The organism is Streptomyces sp. G7(2002) (assembly GCF_028870195.1).
GTDB lineage: Bacteria > Actinomycetota > Actinomycetes > Streptomycetales > Streptomycetaceae > Streptomyces > Streptomyces nigrescens.
In genome coordinates this window covers 942,226-957,405 of the sequence record NZ_CP102609.1, presented here as the reverse complement: position 1 = coordinate 957,405, position 15,180 = coordinate 942,226, and the positions used below count along the sequence as shown (strand labels likewise).

The following is a 15,180-nucleotide window of genomic DNA, read 5'->3' as shown; positions in this document are numbered from 1 at the left end:
AGACGTGTTGTCGTTTCGACAGCTACGGTCGTCATGTCTTCCTCCGTCTTCGCTATGGGAATTCCGCGCCGAGGCCAGGACGAGGCCGGGCGGGGTTTTGGATTTAACGGGGAGATGGAAGATGCCTGCCGATATTGTGAAACCGAGGATGTCTTCGACTCGAATTTCTGGAACTTTCGGCGGCGGGGAAATTCAGTGAACCACTTGGATTTCCCTCTTGCATCTCACGGTAATTGAATGAGGATGCGATGTGCAAGGCGGCTGTTGAAATAATTTTCCAGTATTTCCGCCGGGATGGCCTCGCGTATGCCGGCGGTGGCCCCCCGTGGACCGCGGCGTCACATCCGCCGCGGTCACACGAAGTCAGGCGTGCGTCGTCTCAGAGTATTTCGCACAGCGCACGGGCGAGCGGCTTCGCGGAAGCGGGGTTCTGCCCGGTGAGCAGGGCGCGGTCGCGAACGAGGTGTTCCCCCCACGGCGGGCCCGCGGAAAAGCGGGCGCCACGTTTGACCAGTCGGCCCTCAGCCGTCCAGGGAATCAGTTCCAGGAGCCCGAGGTCGGCCTCTTCCTCGTCGGTGAAGCAGGTCATTTCGTAACCGCTGAAAGGCCAGTCGCCGGATGCGTCCAACGACGAAAGCAATGCCGCCGGACCGTGGCAGACCGCTGCGATGGGTTTTCCGGACTGATGGAACGCACTCAGTACGCGCCCGCAGTCAGGGTCGGCCCACAGGTCTGCCAGGGGCCCGTATCCGCCGGGAATGAACACCGCGTCGAACATCTCGACATTGACGGCCCGCAGTGGCACCGGGGTGGTGAAGCGCGGGCGGAGCGCCTCGACGGCTTCGTGAAGTGCGGCGCAGTGATCGGCGGAGTATCCGGTCCCCTCGGGGGTGAGCCCCGCGGGGTCGGGGCCGGCCGGCGCGCCTTCGGGTGTGGCGATGACGGTGGTGATGCCGGCGGCCGCGAAGACGGCTTCAGGTTCGATGACCTCTTCCGGCCAGAATCCTGTCGTGTGACGGCTTCCGTCGGTGAGCGGGAGCTCGGTGGCAGCTGATAACAGCATCAGGACAGATGTCATGGCCGTCCTCCTTTCTGATGGTGGTGGGTGTGCGGCGGTCGCCGGCGACGCTCACCGGTCGCGGAGTGCGCTGCACGCGACCGCTGTTCATCGCTCGTCCGCTTCTTCGGTGTAGAGACCGAGCTTGTCGAGCAGGGGGAACTCGTTGTACGAGAACAGCACCGCCTCATCGGTGCCGGGGTTGGCGTGGCTGTGCCATGACCAGGACGGCACGCAGAAGGTGTCGCCGGCGCTCCACGGATGGACCACGCCGTCGATCGTCACAAGACCGCTGCCGCGCGCTGCGACATAGACGACCGATCCCGTGTGCCGGTGGCTGCGGGTGTGTTCACCCGGCGCCAGCATCTGCAGCTTCGCGCCGAGGGTGTGGGTCACCGGGCCGCCCGTGACCGGATTCGTGTATTCCATGATGACGCCGTCGAACGGGGAGTGGTTCCCCGCGCGTGCTGCCGCGGCCAGCGCCTCGTAGCACTTGTCCCAGGGGTAGGAGAACAGCGGGGACGCCTCGCTGCGCCGACGGGTGTCGGGCAACAGCAGGCCGCCGTAGCGCGCAAGGGTGTCCGTGCGGTCCTGCGTCCCGAGGTGGCTGCGCTGCGGATGAAGCTCGAAGAAGTTCGCACCGAGCGTGTTGACCAGCGGATCGTTGGTGCAGTCCTGCCAGATGACGAGACCGTCGTCGGAGTCGTTGCCGTGTTCGTGCCACAGCCCGCCCGGGGTGATCACGACATCGCCCGGGCCGACGGTCATGCGGTCACCGTCGACCGCCGTCCAGCCGCCCTCGCCCTCCATCACGAAGCGGATGGCGGAGGCCGCGTGCCGGTGGGCCGTCATTCTCTCGTGCGGTTTGAGGGTCTGGAGCCCCGAGTACAGGTGCCCCACCGCCGCCTCGTAGTCGGGGTGCCCGGGGTTGAGGTGGGTGATGACCCGGAGCGCGGCGTCCTCGCCCTTGACGAACTCGGCCGCTTCGACCGCGAAGGGGCGCAGCTCCGCGTAGCGCCACAGGGCGGGCACCGAGCGGGGGTTGGGCGTCCAGGACTGGTTCTCGTTGGCGGCGCCCCAGCGCCCCACGGCGTGGTGGCGGCGCAGTCGGCCGGCGAAGGACTCCGGCTCGGTGGGCCCCTGTTGCTGGGGCGGTATCGCACCGAGGAGTGCCGGTTTCATCGGGTGCTCCCTTCTGGTGTGCGCGGGACGGCGCAGCGCCGGGCGGCGGTGGTGAGTTCGGCCCACAGGGCGTGGATGTCGGCCTCGGTGGTGTGGATGTTCCCGATGGAGACGCGGATGGCATACCCGGACGGCACCACGGTGTGCGAGACGAACGAGCCCCCGGCCTCGTTGACGGCCCTATGGATACGCCGGTTCAGTTCGTCGACGTCCCGCGGGTCCAGCTCCTGGTCGTGGGGTTGGTAGCGCAGGCACACCAACGGGAAGGGGGTGTCGTTCTCCACCACCCAGTCCGGGTCGGAGCGCGCCCTGTCACGCAGCCCTTCGGCGAGGGCCGCCGCGGCGCTGAGCCGGTCGGTGAGACCCGAGACGCCGAAGGACTTGATCAGCCACCACAGCTTGAGCGCGCGGAACTGCCGGCCCAGCTGCAGTGAGTAGTTCATGAAGTCGACGCTGCCGTCCTCGTGACGGGTGCGCAGGTATTCCGGTACGACGCGGAAGGTGTTGGTGAGGGCGTCGCGGTGCCGGCAGAACAGGGCACTGGCTTCCATGGGGCACATCAGGACCTTGTGCGGATTGGCGACCAGCGAGTCCGCACGCGACAGGTCGGGAAGCTGTGGGCCGACCTGCGGGGCCAGCCTCCAGAACCCGCCGTAGGCGGCGTCGACATGCAGCCAGGTGTCGTGCGCGGCGCAGATCTCCGCGATCTCCTCGACCGGGTCGATCGCTCCGACGGAGGTGGTGCCGACGTTGGCGACCACGGCCATCGCGCGGTAGCCGAGCCGTTCATCCCGTTCCAGGCGCTCCCTCAGGGCGTCCGGGTCGAGCCGGCCGTCGGGGTCGGCGGGGATGCGCACCACGTTGTCGAGGCCGATACCGAGGGTGATGGCTGCCTTGTCGATGGAGCTGTGGGTCTGGTCGGAGGTGTAGATCCGCAACCGGGGCACGTCCCGGCCGGCGAGCCCCTGCTGTCTGATGTCCAGTCCGGCGAGGTGCTCCCGGGCCGCGGCGAGTCCGTAGAGCGTGCCCAGGGACGCGCCGTCGACCAGAACCGAGTCCTGCGCCACGGTGTAACCGACCATCTGGGCGAGCCAGTCCAGGACGGTCAGTTCCACGGCTGCGGCGGCCGGAGCGGCGTCCCACAGCATCACGTTGACGTTCAGCGCGGCGGTGAACATCTCGGCCAGGATGGCCGGCCCGCTGGAGCTGTTGCTGAAGTACGCATGGAACCGCGGGTGGTTCCACAAGGTGAGATTGGGACGCACGTCGTCCCAGGTCTGGCTCAGGATCTCGGTGAATGGCTGTGGGGCGTCCGGTAGCGGTTCGTCGAGCAGCGCACGGATCTCCTGTGCGGAGCGCTGGGTGGTGACGGGCTGGTTCCCCAGGGTCGAGAAGTGCTCGCGCAGTTGCGACAACAGGAGTTGACCGTTCTTCTCCAGCTCTTCGGGGCTCCAGTCCCCGACGTTCTCACTCATGTGTGTCCTTAGGTCATACGCAATCAAGTCCGACGGATCAGTGGTCGTGCTCGACCTCCACCTCCAGCTCGGTGGCGTAGCGGATGTGCCGCGGACGCGTGCAGTACTTGCGGTACAGAGGCTCCGCCAGGCTCTCTTCGGAGGTGAGCAGGTCCTGGTGGTCCTCCTTGCTGCGCCAGGAGTACTGCCACGTCACCAGGTGCGGGTCGGCGTCGTCCTGGAGGAAGATGGCGTGTCCGTTCCAGCCGGGGTGCGCATGGGCGTTGTCGCCGAGCGCGTCGTCCATGCGCTGCATGACGGTGGTCGCCTGGGCGGCGGACTCGTCGTTCAGGTACCAGGTCTCGATCACGGTGATGGCCATGACAATCTCCTCTTCGTGTGTGTCGGTCAGGCGTTGGCGTTGAAGTAGTCCTGGAGCAGCGACTGGCCGCCCGGGACGAACTTCTCGCAGATGAGCTTGTGGTTGGCGCGGTTGTGGGACTGTGCGCGCCAGAGCTGGGTGGCCGCTCTCTCGACCTCCTCCGGGACCTCCCCGGAGCGGATCGCCCGCTTCAGGCTCGTCCGGATCGTGCGCATGAGGTCGAGCATCCGCTCGTGGTCGCTGTTGAACTTTCCGGAGAATCCGGGGTTCAGCCACGGCGGCTCCATCGACGGCCTGATAAGGCTTTCGTAGGCCGTCTCCGGGAAATCCGATGCGTAGCGCATGCAGGAGGTCGCGGCGCCGTAGAGCCTGCTCAGCTTGGTCAGCAGCGGGCTTACGGACCGCCAGTCCTCTTCGTTGATCGATTTCTCCAGCGATGCGAGATAGGTGTTCATCACTGTGAGATGCAGATGGAAGACGTGGTGCCCGAGCTTCCACCGGCGCACTGCCGTCTGCTGTTCGGCCGAGATATGCATTGCTGTCGTGCTCCCCCTTCGGTCGGTGATGTCGGGAAACCGGCCCATTTTCACGTCGCCAGCTGCCGCAGCGTGTGCTGCAGGATGATGGCGAGACCGTCAAGAATCTGAGCCTGTTCGCTCTCTTCGAGGCTCGTCGCGGGAAGATCGTCGCTGACCTGTTCCGCAACGGAAAGCACGGTCTTCATCCAGGTGTCCGGCGATATGTCACTCTGATGCTCAATGCGGAAATACGCGTCGTATTCGTCCGAATCGCTGAGCACTTTGACGTCACCGGGCGCCCGGCCGTCGCCGGGCAGGGTGATCGGGGCGATCAGGTGATAGTCGTCCACTGCGAGAGTCGCTTCACTCATGACGCTTCCAGTCCGTTGGCAGCTACTTCGGGTCAGAGTTGTGCTGTGTATCGGGCATTTCCGTCACGAACCGCTGGTGCTGCTCGGGGAGGGCCTGCGGTTGGAGAACCACACTGCGGCGATCACGACCACACAGCCGACGAGCTGGCCGGCGGTGGGCGTCTCCCTGAGGATGATGAGTCCGAATCCGATGGCCATGACCGGCTGGAGCAGCAGCAGCGCGGCGGAGGTGTTCGGGGCGAGCTTGGGCGATCCGGTGCTGATCAGCAGCCAGGCCACGACCTGCCCGAGGAGGGCAAGGGCGATCACCCAACCCCATGACATCGGCGACATCGACAGGCTGATGCCGGTGGTGAACAGGCTGATGACGCCGGCGGCCACCGCGGCGGCACCGGTGGAAATGCAGATCGGTGTCACCACGTGCGCCGGGCTGCGCTCGCCCGACACCCGGTTGAGGTACAGATACGCGGCGTAGGCGATGCCGGCGGCGACACCCAGCACCGCACCGCGTACCGGGTTTCCGTCCCCCTCACCGTGTTCCAGAGCGCCGCTGGACAGCGCGATTCCGGCCAACATCACGGGAATGGTGAACAGGAATCGACGAGAAATCGCTGTTCCGTCGATGATCCGCGCCAGCAAAGGGAATGCGATGACTTGCACATTGATGAGCACTGTGGCGACCGCGGCACCCACATCCAGGATACTCATGGTCCACATGACGTAGTCCACGCCCAGGAATATGCCCGCGACCACTGCATATCCCTGAAGCGGCCGCGCCAGACGCCCTTTTCGCCTTACCTCATGAACAAGTAACGGCACAAGTACTGCGAGGGCGAGGGCGCAACGAAGGAATGCCGCGGTTCCCGCAGTGACGTCGGCGAGCTTGACAAACATCGCCGAAGCCGACAAGCAGGCGGCACCGCTGATCACCAACACGACCGGGGCCGCGGTGCCATGCCGCGGAGTCCGCTCGTTGTCATCTGCGGTTGTTACGGGGGGAGTTGAGGTCGCATCCACAACGTCCACGATCCCAGCGTGAGCCCCGTAACACTATTCAAGATTCATTACCAAAAAGCATTAGCCTGCCTTACATGATCACCTGGGAGAGGTTACGTGTCTTTGCCGCCGTCGCCCGGCTCGGCTCTGTGGGCGAGGCGGCCGCGGTGCTGCACATCACCGGCCCGGCGGTGTCCCAGCACCTGCGCAAACTTGAGAAGGAGGTCCAGTGCCGGCTCGTCGAACGAGACGGCCGCGGCATCCGGCTGACCAGCGCCGGACACATACTGGCGAGGTCCGCACAGGCCATGGTGACCACGCTCGACGACGCCGAGCGCGACCTCGCCAATCTCCACGGTCTCGTCGCCGGTCCGCTGCGCATAGGCGGCGTCGCCAGCGCCCTGCGCGCCCTGGTACCCCCTGTGCTGAGCAGTCTGATCACCCGTCACCCGCGCCTGGAACCCTCGCTGCGCGACGGTGAAGCGGTCGACATGATCCCGATGCTGCAGGCACGCCAACTGGACGCGGTCGTCACCGAGAGCTGGACCCACCGCCCCGCGCACATGCCGCCGGGCATCCGGATAACCCGGCTGGTTTACGAGGACGCCCAGTTAGCGGTTCCTGAGGGGCACCCGCTCGCCGACCGGGAGTTCGTGGCGCTGAGCGATCTTCACGGGGAGTTCTGGACCACCTGCCCCGAGGGAAGCGACGCCCATGAAGCGCTGCTGCAACTGCTGCGCGCGCATGAGGTGGAGGCGGAGGTGCGCTACTGCGTGTCCGACTACGCCACGCAACTCCATCTGGTGGCGGCGGGCCTCGCGGTGACCTTGGTACCGCGCATGGTGCGGGAATCCGCGCCCCCCGGCGTGTGCTTCGTTCCCTGCCGGCCGACCGTGACCCGCAGCGTGGTCGTGGCGACCGCCGCCGACGCCGAAACGCCGGGCGTGCGGGCCTTCATGGCGGAGATGATCCGGGTCGCCTACCGGACCGAGCCCAGCTTGACTCCGCACGCTCCGCGGAAGAGCGCCTCGGACGAGCAGGCCCTCGCGGCAGAAGCGAGTCCGGACACCGACGCGCCGCCGGATCCACCGGCGGTCACCTCGCACTTACCGCTTGGCACCGACCCCGCCCCGGCATCATCACCTGAGGAGTAACGACGGAAGAGGCGGCCATGTCCGGCTTCAGACGCGTCGTCGGCGGCCAGGGCTCGGCCACGACTCCCTCCTCCGCCCTACGGTCCACGGCACCGGCCCCGCTCGCTGATCCGGGCCGATCTGAACGAATGACCCTGGTGACCCGGGCCGGACACCGAGAGAGTCAGGCCCCTCACCCGGCCGCTGCCGCCTCCGCCGCCCCCCGGCCCAGGAGGTCGTGGAGGAGACGGGTGGCGGGGAGTTCCGGGTGGAGGTAGACGTGTTCGCCGCGCTGGGCGACGGCCGCGAGGAGGGCGTGGAAGGTGGTCTTCGCGTCCTCCGTCCGTCCGGCCCGGTGCTGGGCCTGTCCGAGGAGGCCCAGGTGGAGGGGGCGGCGCAGATGGGTTCTGGAGTTGCGGAGTTCGGCGAGGGAGGAGTTCATCAGCGTGAGACCGTCGTCCACCCTTCCGGAGTGGGTGAGGCCCCAGCCCTCCAGCGTGGCGAGCATGGCCTTCCAGTAGAGCAGCCCGTGTTCGTCCGCCAGGCGGGCTCCCTCGGCACCGGAGGAATGGGCCGTGCGGACGTCGCCCTCCCAGGCCGCCACGACCGCGTCCACATAGAGAGCGAAGGAGCGGTCGGAGGGCCTGCTGTCGTACTCGGTGAGACCCAGCAGTTCGCGGCGGCGTGCCGTGGCGGTCTTCCGGTCGCCCATGAGCCAATGGGTGAAGGTGTCGTAGGAGCGGCAGGAGACACGCGGGTCGTGCTGGAAGGTGCGGGCCAGGGAGTGGCCCTCGCGGGCGTAGCCGTCCGCCATGGCGACGCCGTGCTCCAGTTCGGTGAGCGCCTGCGGCAACTGGCCGCGGACGTGCAGAACGATGCCCTCGGCGTAGGCCGCGCCGAGCACCGCCACGGGCTGGCCGGACCGTTCGGCGAGGTCGCGGAGCAGGCCGGAGAACGGGCGTGAGTCGTCGTAGCGGCCGGTGACGAGGTGCGAGGCGCACAGGGCCCAGAGCACCGACGGGTCCTCGGGGGAGTGGGTGACCTCGCTGAGGGCCCGTCCACGGGCGAGTGCCGTCTCGGCCTCGGAGTGGCCGTAGCCCCGGGTGGTGGCCAGCACTTGGCCGAGCTGGATGTGCAGCCGCCGGTCCAGGGACGCGGTCGAGGGGTCGTCGGGCGGCAGCAGGCCGACCAGGTGCACCGCGCGGCGCAGCCAGGTCTCCACCTGTTCGTAGGCGAGCTGCTGCTCGGCCTGCTCGGCGGCGCGCAGCAGCAGGGGAAGTGTGTCGGCAATCGGCAGCGCGCCCTTGGCCTGCCAGGCATGGTGGGCGACCCGCTCGATCTCCTCGTCCTCCACCAGCCGGGGCCTGCGGGCGCACAACCCCTCGGCGACCCTGGCGTGCAGCCGCTGCCGGTCCTCGCGGGAGAGCTCGTCGATGAGCGTCTCCTGGACCAGGGCATGGGCGAAGTGGAGCCCTTCCGGACGGTGGGGGTCCTCGCCGAGCAGCCCGGCGCGGATCGCCGACTCCAGTGCCTCGGCGACCGGTTCGTCCTCGGTGGCGGTGCAGTCCAGCAGATCGGTGTCGACCTCGGTGCCGATGACGGCACACAGCCGCAGTACGCGCAGCACCGTCTCGGGCAGCGCGGCGAACCGCTGGCGCAGCGCCTCGCGGGCGCCCGTCGGGATGCGGGTCAGCAGTACGCCCACCGCGTCGGGCCGGCGCAGGCTCCGCGCGTCGGCCAGCAGCGAGAGGAGCTGCATGACGAAGTACGGGTTGCCCTCGCTGCGCCGGTGCAGCACCTCGACGACCTTCGCGTCGACACCGGGCCCGGCCTGGGCGGCGACGATGGCGGCGACGGCGTTCCGGGACAGGCCGCCGAGCCGCAGGGTCTCGGTCCGGGGACCGCGCAGGACCTCGGCGAGTATGCGGCGCAGCGTCGCGTCGGATCCGACCTCGTGCTCACGGGCGGTCAGGACGATGCCGAGCGGGTGGCCCTGGCTGCGGGTGCTCAGCAGTCTGAGGAGGTCCAGGGAGGCGGTGTCGGCCCAGTGCAGGTCCTCCATGAGGAGGACGAGCGGATGCTGGGTGGCGAGGGCGAGCAGGACCTCGCAGACCGCGTCGTGGGTGAGGAACCGGGCCTGGCCCCAGTCGGGTTCGGGGGCCGGCCGGCCGGGTCCGGCCGCGTGCTCGGGCATCAGTGGGGCGAGCAGGGTGCCGAACGGTTTCACCGCGTCGCGGAAGGCGTCCGGGCGGGTGGTGGACAGCCGCCTGAGGATCTGGGTCCACAGCCAGTAGGGCGGTACCCCCTCGCTCAGGAAGCAGTGGCTCCAGATCACCTCCAGGCCGGCACACTTCCGGTCGGCGTCGTCCTGGCCGGCGCAGGCGGCTTCCAGCCGGGGGACGAGTTCGAGCAGCAGGCGGGTCTTGCCGACACCGGCGGGGCCGAGGACGCCCGCCACGTGCCCGTGGCCGGCGAGCGCGCTCGCCGCCGCGGCCGTCAGACGCTGCAACTCCTCGCTGCGGCCGGTGAACGGTGACTGGGCGCCCGGCCTTAAGGTCTCGCGGATCGTGCCGTTCTTCGGGGTCTCCGCGTCCCGCGCGGGACGCGCGCCCTCAGGGGAATCCGCCATGGAAGACGGTGAGTCCTCGGCGGTCGTCACCGGCCGGCATGTGTGCCCCGGTCCGGCGGTGACGCGCGGCGCTCCCGCCCCGCCTGCGGCAGCGCTTCCGGCCGCTCCCCCTTCCGCGGACCCGGCGCCGTGCCGGCGAGAGTCGTGACAGCGGGCTGCCGTGAACGGCCCGCCCGATTCGGCGCCTGCCGTGCCGGCCCCACCGGACGCCTCGGCGGCCGCGGGCCGTGCGGGCTCCTGCGCCGCGCGGACGGGCGGGCGCGCCTCCGCCCTCCGCGTCCTCTCGCCGTCGTCCGCCTTCGCGACCCCGATCACCGGAGCCCCCAGCGCGGGACCGGCGGGTTCGGGGCGCGCGGTGTGTGATCCCGCGGTGGGCCCGCACGTCCCCGGCTCCTGGCGCAGTATCGCGGTCCTGACCCGGCGGAGTTCGGCGGCTGTGCCCACACCGAACTCCTCGTCCAGGTGGACGCGGGTCCTCTCGTACGCTTCCAGCGCCTCGGCCTGCCGCCCGAGCCGGGACAGGGCCGTCATCAGGTGGCCGACCAGGCGTTCCCGCGCCGGGTGGCGGCGTGCCTCGCGGTCGAGGTCCGCGGCGACCTCCTGGGCCGCTCCCAGGGCGAGCCGGGCCTCCGCGCTGGCCTCCACGGCGGCGAGCCGGACGTGTTCGAGCCGCGAACTCTCGTCACAGAGCGGGGGATGGCCGTCGAACTCCGCGTAGGGCGAGCCCCGCCACAGTGCCAGGGCCGCGCCGAGCCGGTCCCGCGCGGCGAGCGGGTCACGTCGTTCCAGTAGCCGTCGCCCTTCCGCGACCAGGCGCTCGAAGCGGCAGCCGTCGATCTGTTCGGGGGGCAGTTCCAAGACGTATCCGGGCGCGCGGTGGCGCAGCATGGAGGGGCGGTCGGGCCCGGACGCCGGCTGCAGTGCGCGACGCAGGTGGGACACGTGGCTCTGGAGCGTGGCGACGGCCTGACGCGGGGGCTCCTCGCCCCACAGCTCCTCGATGAGCAGTTCCGTGGGCACCACGCGCCCCGGGCGTATGAGGAGCAGGGCGAGCAGGGCCCTGCGGCGTGGCGGGCCGAGCGGGAGGTCGCGGCCGTCGTGGCGTGCCGACAGGGGACCCAGAACGCTCAGCAGGAGGGGGGCGTTGTCCGGCTCGGCCGCGGGGGCCGGGGTGGTCGGGGCCGGGTTGCGTATGGGGAATGGAGGCATGTCGGTCCCAATCGTTCTCGCACGCGCGTTGGTGCTGACGGGCGGGTGGCGCTGTGCGGCAGGTGCCCTTCCAAACCGGATCTTGGCATAGGGAACGGGGCATTCCAAGATCAAGATCCGCCGTCGGCAAGGGAACGGCAAGGTGTCTGCCGGGGGTCGGCAAGGTTGGCGCAAAACCGCTGCAGTGGACGGCAAGGATTCGCCAATGTTCCGGCCAGGCCGCTGCAAGGGGGGTGTCGCAGGCTGCCCGTCATCGGAAACCACCGCTGAACGGGGAGGCCATGAACCCGCCGGACGACTGCTCTGCCATCACCCGAGAACTCACCGCCGCGGGCCCGGCGTGAAGGCTTCCGCAGCGGGACCGCCCGCCGTGTTCTTCCCCGGCCAGGGGTCCCAGAAGCGCGGCATGGGAGCCGGCCTCTTCGACCGGTTCCCCGAACTGACCGCGTCGGCCGGCGACGTCCTCGGCCATGACCTCCCGCGGCTGTGTCTGGAGGACCCGGACGGGCGGCTCGACGACACGCGCTACACCCAGCCCGCGCTCTATGTCGTCAACGCCCTCGCCTACCAGGACTCGCTGGAGCGCGGCGAACCCGAGGGCGCGTACCTGCTGGGCCACAGCCTCGGGGAGTACAACGCCCTGCACGCCGCCGGCGCCTTCGACTTCGAGACCGGACTGAAGCTCGTCGTCAAGCGGGGCGAGCTGATGGCCCGGGCCACGGACGGGGCCATGCTCGCCGTCGTGGGGCCGGACGCGGACGAGGTGCGGGCCTTCCTCGCCGAGGAGGGCCTGTCGCGGCTCGACATCGCCAACATCAACACCCCTGTCCAGACCGTGCTGTCCGGGGCTCTGGACGAGATCGAGCGTGCGCACAAGACGCTCGACGCGCGCGGGACCCGGGTCGCCCGTCTGAAGGTCTCGGCCGCCTTCCACTCGCGGTTCATGGCCTTTGCCCGCGACGAGTTCGCCGCCTTCCTCAAAGGCTTCCGGTTCGCGCCCCTGCGGGCCACGGTGATCGCCAACCTCACCGCGCGGCCGTACACGGACCAGGACATCGCCGCGACGCTCAGCGAGCAGATCTGCGGATCGGTGCAGTGGCTGGACAGCGTCCGCTACCTGCTGGAGCGCACGACCGCCGGCCACTGCCGTGAGGTGGGCGAGGGAGGAGTCCTGACCCGAATGATCCGGCAGATCGACGCGGCCCCCGCCCGCCAGGCGCCGAAGCCGCAGCCCCGGTCGCGGCCACGCCTGTTCTGCATCGCCTACGCCGGAGGCGACGAGCGCGCCTACGCAGGGCTTGCCGAACACTGCCCGGACGTCGACGTCGTGACGCTGGAACGCCCCGGACGCGGCCGGCGCGCCACCGAGCCGCTGCTGCGGGAACCCGCCGCGATCGTCGACGATCTGCTCCGGCAGCTGCGGGACCGGCTCGACGCCCCGTACGCGCTCTACGGCCACAGCCTCGGAGCCCGGCTGGCGCTCCTGCTCTGCCGCCGGCTGCGCGCTGAGCGGCTCCCCGCACCGGCCCACCTGTTCGTCTCGGGGGAGAGCGGACCGTCGATCCCGAGCCGGGAGCGCCACACCTGGGAGCTGTCCACGGACGCCTTCTGGGACCACCTCAAGGAGCTCGGGGGGATCCCGGCGGAGCTGTGGGAGCACCCCGACCTGATGGCGTTCTACGAGCCCGTCCTGCGGGCCGACTTCGCCGCGCTGGGCGCCTACCGGCACGAGGACGCCCCGCCGCTGGACGTGCCGGTCACCGCCATGGCCGGCGACGACGAGCAGCTCACCCGGGCCGACCTGGAGGGCTGGCAACGGGAGAGCACCCGGCCCCTGACCACACACCGGTTTCCCGGCGACCACTTCTTCATCCGGGCCCAGTGGCCCGCGCTGGCCCGGATCGTCACTGCCGGGCTCGCGGCCCCCTGACGCCCTGCCGAACAGAGAAGAGTCCACGCGCGCCGGCCACCGGCACGTGTCCCGCACCGACCATCCCGAGGGTGACGACAGCCATGAAGCAGGAACTCAAGAAGCACATGGAAGAGCAGTTCATGTTCGAGTTCGACTCGGACATCACCGAGGACACCGACCTGTTCAAGGCGGGCATCCTCGACTCGTTCGGCTACCTCTCGCTGATGAAGCACGTCGAGGAGGAGTACGGCGTGCCGCTCGGCGAGGAGATCCTCGGCAACGTCATGGTCTCGCTGTCCGGCATCGTCGGGTTCGTCGACACCGCCCGCGCGCGGGCCGCCGGGAGCCGGTGACGCGATGTGCGGCATAGCCGGCTTCTACGGAAGCTCCCTGCCCCCGCAGGAGTACGAGAACCTGATCCACGGCATGCTCGCCCAGATCGAGCACCGCGGTCCGGACGAGGCGGGCTGCTTGCTCGACGACCGGCTGGCCATGGGCACGGTACGGCTGAGCATCATCGACCTGTCCACCGGTTCGCAGCCGGTCGGCAGCGCCGACGGCCGCTACTGGCTCTGCTACAACGGCGAGCTGTACAACTACCGCGAGCTGCGCGAGAAGCTGACCGCCCGCGGCTTCGCCTTCCGCACCGCGTCCGATACCGAGGTCGTGCTGAACGCCTGGGCCGCCTGGGGCCTCGACTGCCTGCCCCGTTTCAACGGCGCCTTCGCGTTCGCCCTCTACGACAGCACCACCGGCGAACTGCACCTGGTGCGCGACCGGTTCGGCAAGCGGCCCCTGTACGTGGCGCGCCACCGCGGTGCGTGGCTGTTCGCCTCCGAGATGAAGGCGTTCCTCGCCTACCCCGACTTCAGCTTCGCTTTCGACGAGGCACAGATGGCGTCGGTCTTCGCCACCTGGACCCCGCTGCCCGGCCAGAGCGGCTACCGCGGGATCGAGCAGATTCCCATGGGTGAGTACCTGTCCGTGCGCGGCGACGAGGTCCGGCGCGGCCGCTGGGCCACGCTCGACCTGGACGCGGGCCCGGCCCCGGAGAGCGAGCGGGAGGCCGTCGAGCTCGTCCGCGCGGACCTCGAAGCCGCGGTCGACGTGCGCCTGCGCAGCGATGTCGAGGTCGGCGTCTACGCCTCCGGCGGCCTGGACTCCTCGATCATCGCGCACCTCGCCGCGCAGCGGACGAACCGCCCGCTGCGGACGTTCTCGATCGAGTTCGAGGACGCGGAGTTCGACGAATCGGCCGAACAGGCCGAGCTGGCCGCCCATTTGGGCACGCGCCACTCCACCGTGCGCGTGACCGACGAGGATGTCGTCGACGCATTCCCCGAAGCCGTCCGGCACGCCGAGGTGCCCGTCTTCCGCACCGCCTTCGTCCCCATGTACCTGCTGGCAGGCCATGTCCGGAGCGAAGGGATCAAGGTCGTGCTCAGCGGCGAGGGCGCCGACGAGGCCTTCCTCGGCTACGGCATCTTCAAGGACACGCAGCTGCTCTCGACCTGGCACGAGCTGGACGACGACACCCGCCTGCGCCGCTTGAGCCGGATCTACCCGTACCTGCGCCACTTCAACAGCGGCGACGGCCACCGCCGGATGCTCGGCCTCTACCGGCAGTTCACCGAGGAGACCCTGCCCGGCCTCTTCTCCCACCAGATGCGGTTCCAGAACGGCCGCTTCGCCGCACGCCTGCTCAAGAACACGGGCGACCCGTTCGCGGCCCTCGGGGAACTCGTGGCCGACGAGCCCGGCTACGCACAGCTCACCCCCGTGCAGAAGGCTCAGTGGCTGGAGTTCCGCACGCTCCTGAGCGGCTACCTGCTCTCGACCCAGGGCGAGCGCATGACGCTGGCCCACGGCGTCGAGAACCGCTGCCCCTTCCTCGACCCGGCGGTGGTCCGCCGCGCCGCATCGGTCAACCTGCGGTTCGGCGACCCCTATGACGAGAAGTACCTGCTCAAGCGCGCCTACGCCGACGTGCTGCCGGAACGGATCGTGAAGAAGGGAAAGTTCCCCTACCGCGCCCCGGACAGCGCCGCGTTCGTCCGCTCCCGCCCCGAGCACCGTGAGCTGCTGACCGACCCCCACACCCTCGACGAGATCGGTGTGCTCGACGCGCGCTTCGTGAAGCGGTTCACCGACCGCGTCTTCGACAGCCCGCCCGAGCAGATCGGCACGAAGGAGAACCAGGCCTTCGTCCTCCTGGCGTCGACGGTCTGGCTGCACCACTGGTACGTGCGCGGCAACGCCCGCCGCCGGACCCCGCTCGGGGTCCCCCTGTACGTCGTCGACCGGCGCAGCGGCGCCCTGTCGGCCTAGGACGGAGAA

General features: G+C 69.5%; 12 protein-coding genes. 4 read left to right on the top strand and 8 right to left on the bottom strand.

The genetic code is table 11. The annotated features are described in order from the left end of the window. Positions 1–379: 379 nt before the first annotated feature. From NUT86_RS03545 to NUT86_RS03515, 7 genes are all read right to left on the bottom strand, one after another. Positions 380–1,078: a type 1 glutamine amidotransferase domain-containing protein gene (locus tag NUT86_RS03545; RefSeq protein ID WP_262037904.1), complete on the bottom strand. Its 699-nt coding sequence runs from the start codon at positions 1,076–1,078 to the stop codon at positions 380–382. 87 nt (positions 1,079–1,165) lie between these two features. Then, on the bottom strand, positions 1,166–2,239 hold the full coding sequence (locus tag NUT86_RS03540; RefSeq protein ID WP_274733335.1) for a cupin domain-containing protein: 1,074 nt from the start codon (positions 2,237–2,239) through the stop codon (positions 1,166–1,168). Then, positions 2,236–3,714 (bottom strand): pyridoxal phosphate-dependent decarboxylase family protein, encoded by a 1,479-nt coding sequence (locus NUT86_RS03535; RefSeq protein ID WP_274733333.1) that lies wholly within the window; start codon positions 3,712–3,714, stop codon positions 2,236–2,238. The genes NUT86_RS03540 and NUT86_RS03535 overlap by 4 nt, the downstream gene beginning before the upstream one ends. 37 nt (positions 3,715–3,751) lie before the next feature. Continuing rightward, positions 3,752–4,075 (bottom strand): hypothetical protein, encoded by a 324-nt coding sequence (locus NUT86_RS03530; protein ID WP_148588741.1) that lies wholly within the window; start codon positions 4,073–4,075, stop codon positions 3,752–3,754. Between the two features lie 26 nt (positions 4,076–4,101). Further along, positions 4,102–4,611: a hypothetical protein gene (locus tag NUT86_RS03525; RefSeq protein ID WP_093637903.1), complete on the bottom strand. Its 510-nt coding sequence runs from the start codon at positions 4,609–4,611 to the stop codon at positions 4,102–4,104. 50 nt (positions 4,612–4,661) lie between these two features. Continuing rightward, entirely contained in the window at positions 4,662–4,964 is a 303-nt protein-coding gene (locus tag NUT86_RS03520) for a hypothetical protein (protein WP_141725548.1), read from the bottom strand. 63 nt (positions 4,965–5,027) lie between these two features. Continuing rightward, positions 5,028–5,990 carry a DMT family transporter gene (locus NUT86_RS03515; RefSeq protein WP_229838385.1) on the bottom strand — a complete coding sequence of 321 codons (963 nt, stop codon included), beginning with the start codon at positions 5,988–5,990 and terminating at the stop codon, positions 5,028–5,030. Positions 5,991–6,055: 65 nt separating this feature from the next. Here NUT86_RS03515 and NUT86_RS03510 point away from each other — a divergent pair, with 65 nt between their 5' ends. After that, entirely contained in the window at positions 6,056–7,114 is a 1,059-nt protein-coding gene (locus tag NUT86_RS03510; protein ID WP_148588740.1) for a LysR family transcriptional regulator, read from the top strand. A gap of 172 nt (positions 7,115–7,286) precedes the next feature. Here the strand turns inward: NUT86_RS03510 and NUT86_RS03505 are convergent, their stop codons facing one another. Then, the gene (locus tag NUT86_RS03505; RefSeq protein WP_274733331.1) at positions 7,287–10,931 is read right to left on the bottom strand and encodes an AfsR/SARP family transcriptional regulator; all 3,645 of its coding nucleotides are present in this window, start codon (positions 10,929–10,931) and stop codon (positions 7,287–7,289) included. A gap of 205 nt (positions 10,932–11,136) precedes the next feature. On the opposite strand from NUT86_RS03505, the gene fabD reads away from it, so the two are divergent. The 3 genes from fabD (at position 11,137) to asnB (ending at position 15,171) form a co-directional block, all read left to right on the top strand. Further along, positions 11,137–12,861: an ACP S-malonyltransferase gene (gene fabD, locus NUT86_RS03500; RefSeq protein ID WP_274733330.1), complete on the top strand. Its 1,725-nt coding sequence runs from the start codon at positions 11,137–11,139 to the stop codon at positions 12,859–12,861. Between the two features lie 71 nt (positions 12,862–12,932). After that, positions 12,933–13,196 (top strand): acyl carrier protein, encoded by a 264-nt coding sequence (locus tag NUT86_RS03495; RefSeq protein WP_229838387.1) that lies wholly within the window; start codon positions 12,933–12,935, stop codon positions 13,194–13,196. Between the two features lie 4 nt (positions 13,197–13,200). Continuing rightward, complete coding sequence (gene asnB / locus NUT86_RS03490; protein ID WP_274733329.1) at positions 13,201–15,171, top strand: asparagine synthase (glutamine-hydrolyzing); 1,971 nt, start codon at positions 13,201–13,203, stop codon at positions 15,169–15,171. The last annotated feature ends 9 nt before the right edge of the window (positions 15,172–15,180 follow it).

What these genes read in the sequence shown, in the direction of transcription:
- NUT86_RS03545 (WP_262037904.1), bottom strand. Translation starts at nt 1,078, where the DNA reads ATGACATCTGTCCTGATGCTGTTATCAGCTGCCACCGAGCTCCCGCTC.
- NUT86_RS03540 (WP_274733335.1), bottom strand. Translation starts at nt 2,239, where the DNA reads ATGAAACCGGCACTCCTCGGTGCGATACCGCCCCAGCAACAGGGGCCC.
- NUT86_RS03535 (WP_274733333.1), bottom strand. Translation starts at nt 3,714, where the DNA reads ATGAGTGAGAACGTCGGGGACTGGAGCCCCGAAGAGCTGGAGAAGAAC.
- NUT86_RS03530 (WP_148588741.1), bottom strand. Translation starts at nt 4,075, where the DNA reads ATGGCCATCACCGTGATCGAGACCTGGTACCTGAACGACGAGTCCGCC.
- NUT86_RS03525 (WP_093637903.1), bottom strand. Translation starts at nt 4,611, where the DNA reads ATGCATATCTCGGCCGAACAGCAGACGGCAGTGCGCCGGTGGAAGCTC.
- NUT86_RS03520 (WP_141725548.1), bottom strand. Translation starts at nt 4,964, where the DNA reads ATGAGTGAAGCGACTCTCGCAGTGGACGACTATCACCTGATCGCCCCG.
- NUT86_RS03510 (WP_148588740.1), top strand. Translation starts at nt 6,056, where the DNA reads ATGATCACCTGGGAGAGGTTACGTGTCTTTGCCGCCGTCGCCCGGCTC.
- NUT86_RS03505 (WP_274733331.1), bottom strand. Translation starts at nt 10,931, where the DNA reads ATGCCTCCATTCCCCATACGCAACCCGGCCCCGACCACCCCGGCCCCC.
- fabD (WP_274733330.1), top strand. Translation starts at nt 11,137, where the DNA reads ATGTTCCGGCCAGGCCGCTGCAAGGGGGGTGTCGCAGGCTGCCCGTCA.
- asnB (WP_274733329.1), top strand. Translation starts at nt 13,201, where the DNA reads ATGTGCGGCATAGCCGGCTTCTACGGAAGCTCCCTGCCCCCGCAGGAG.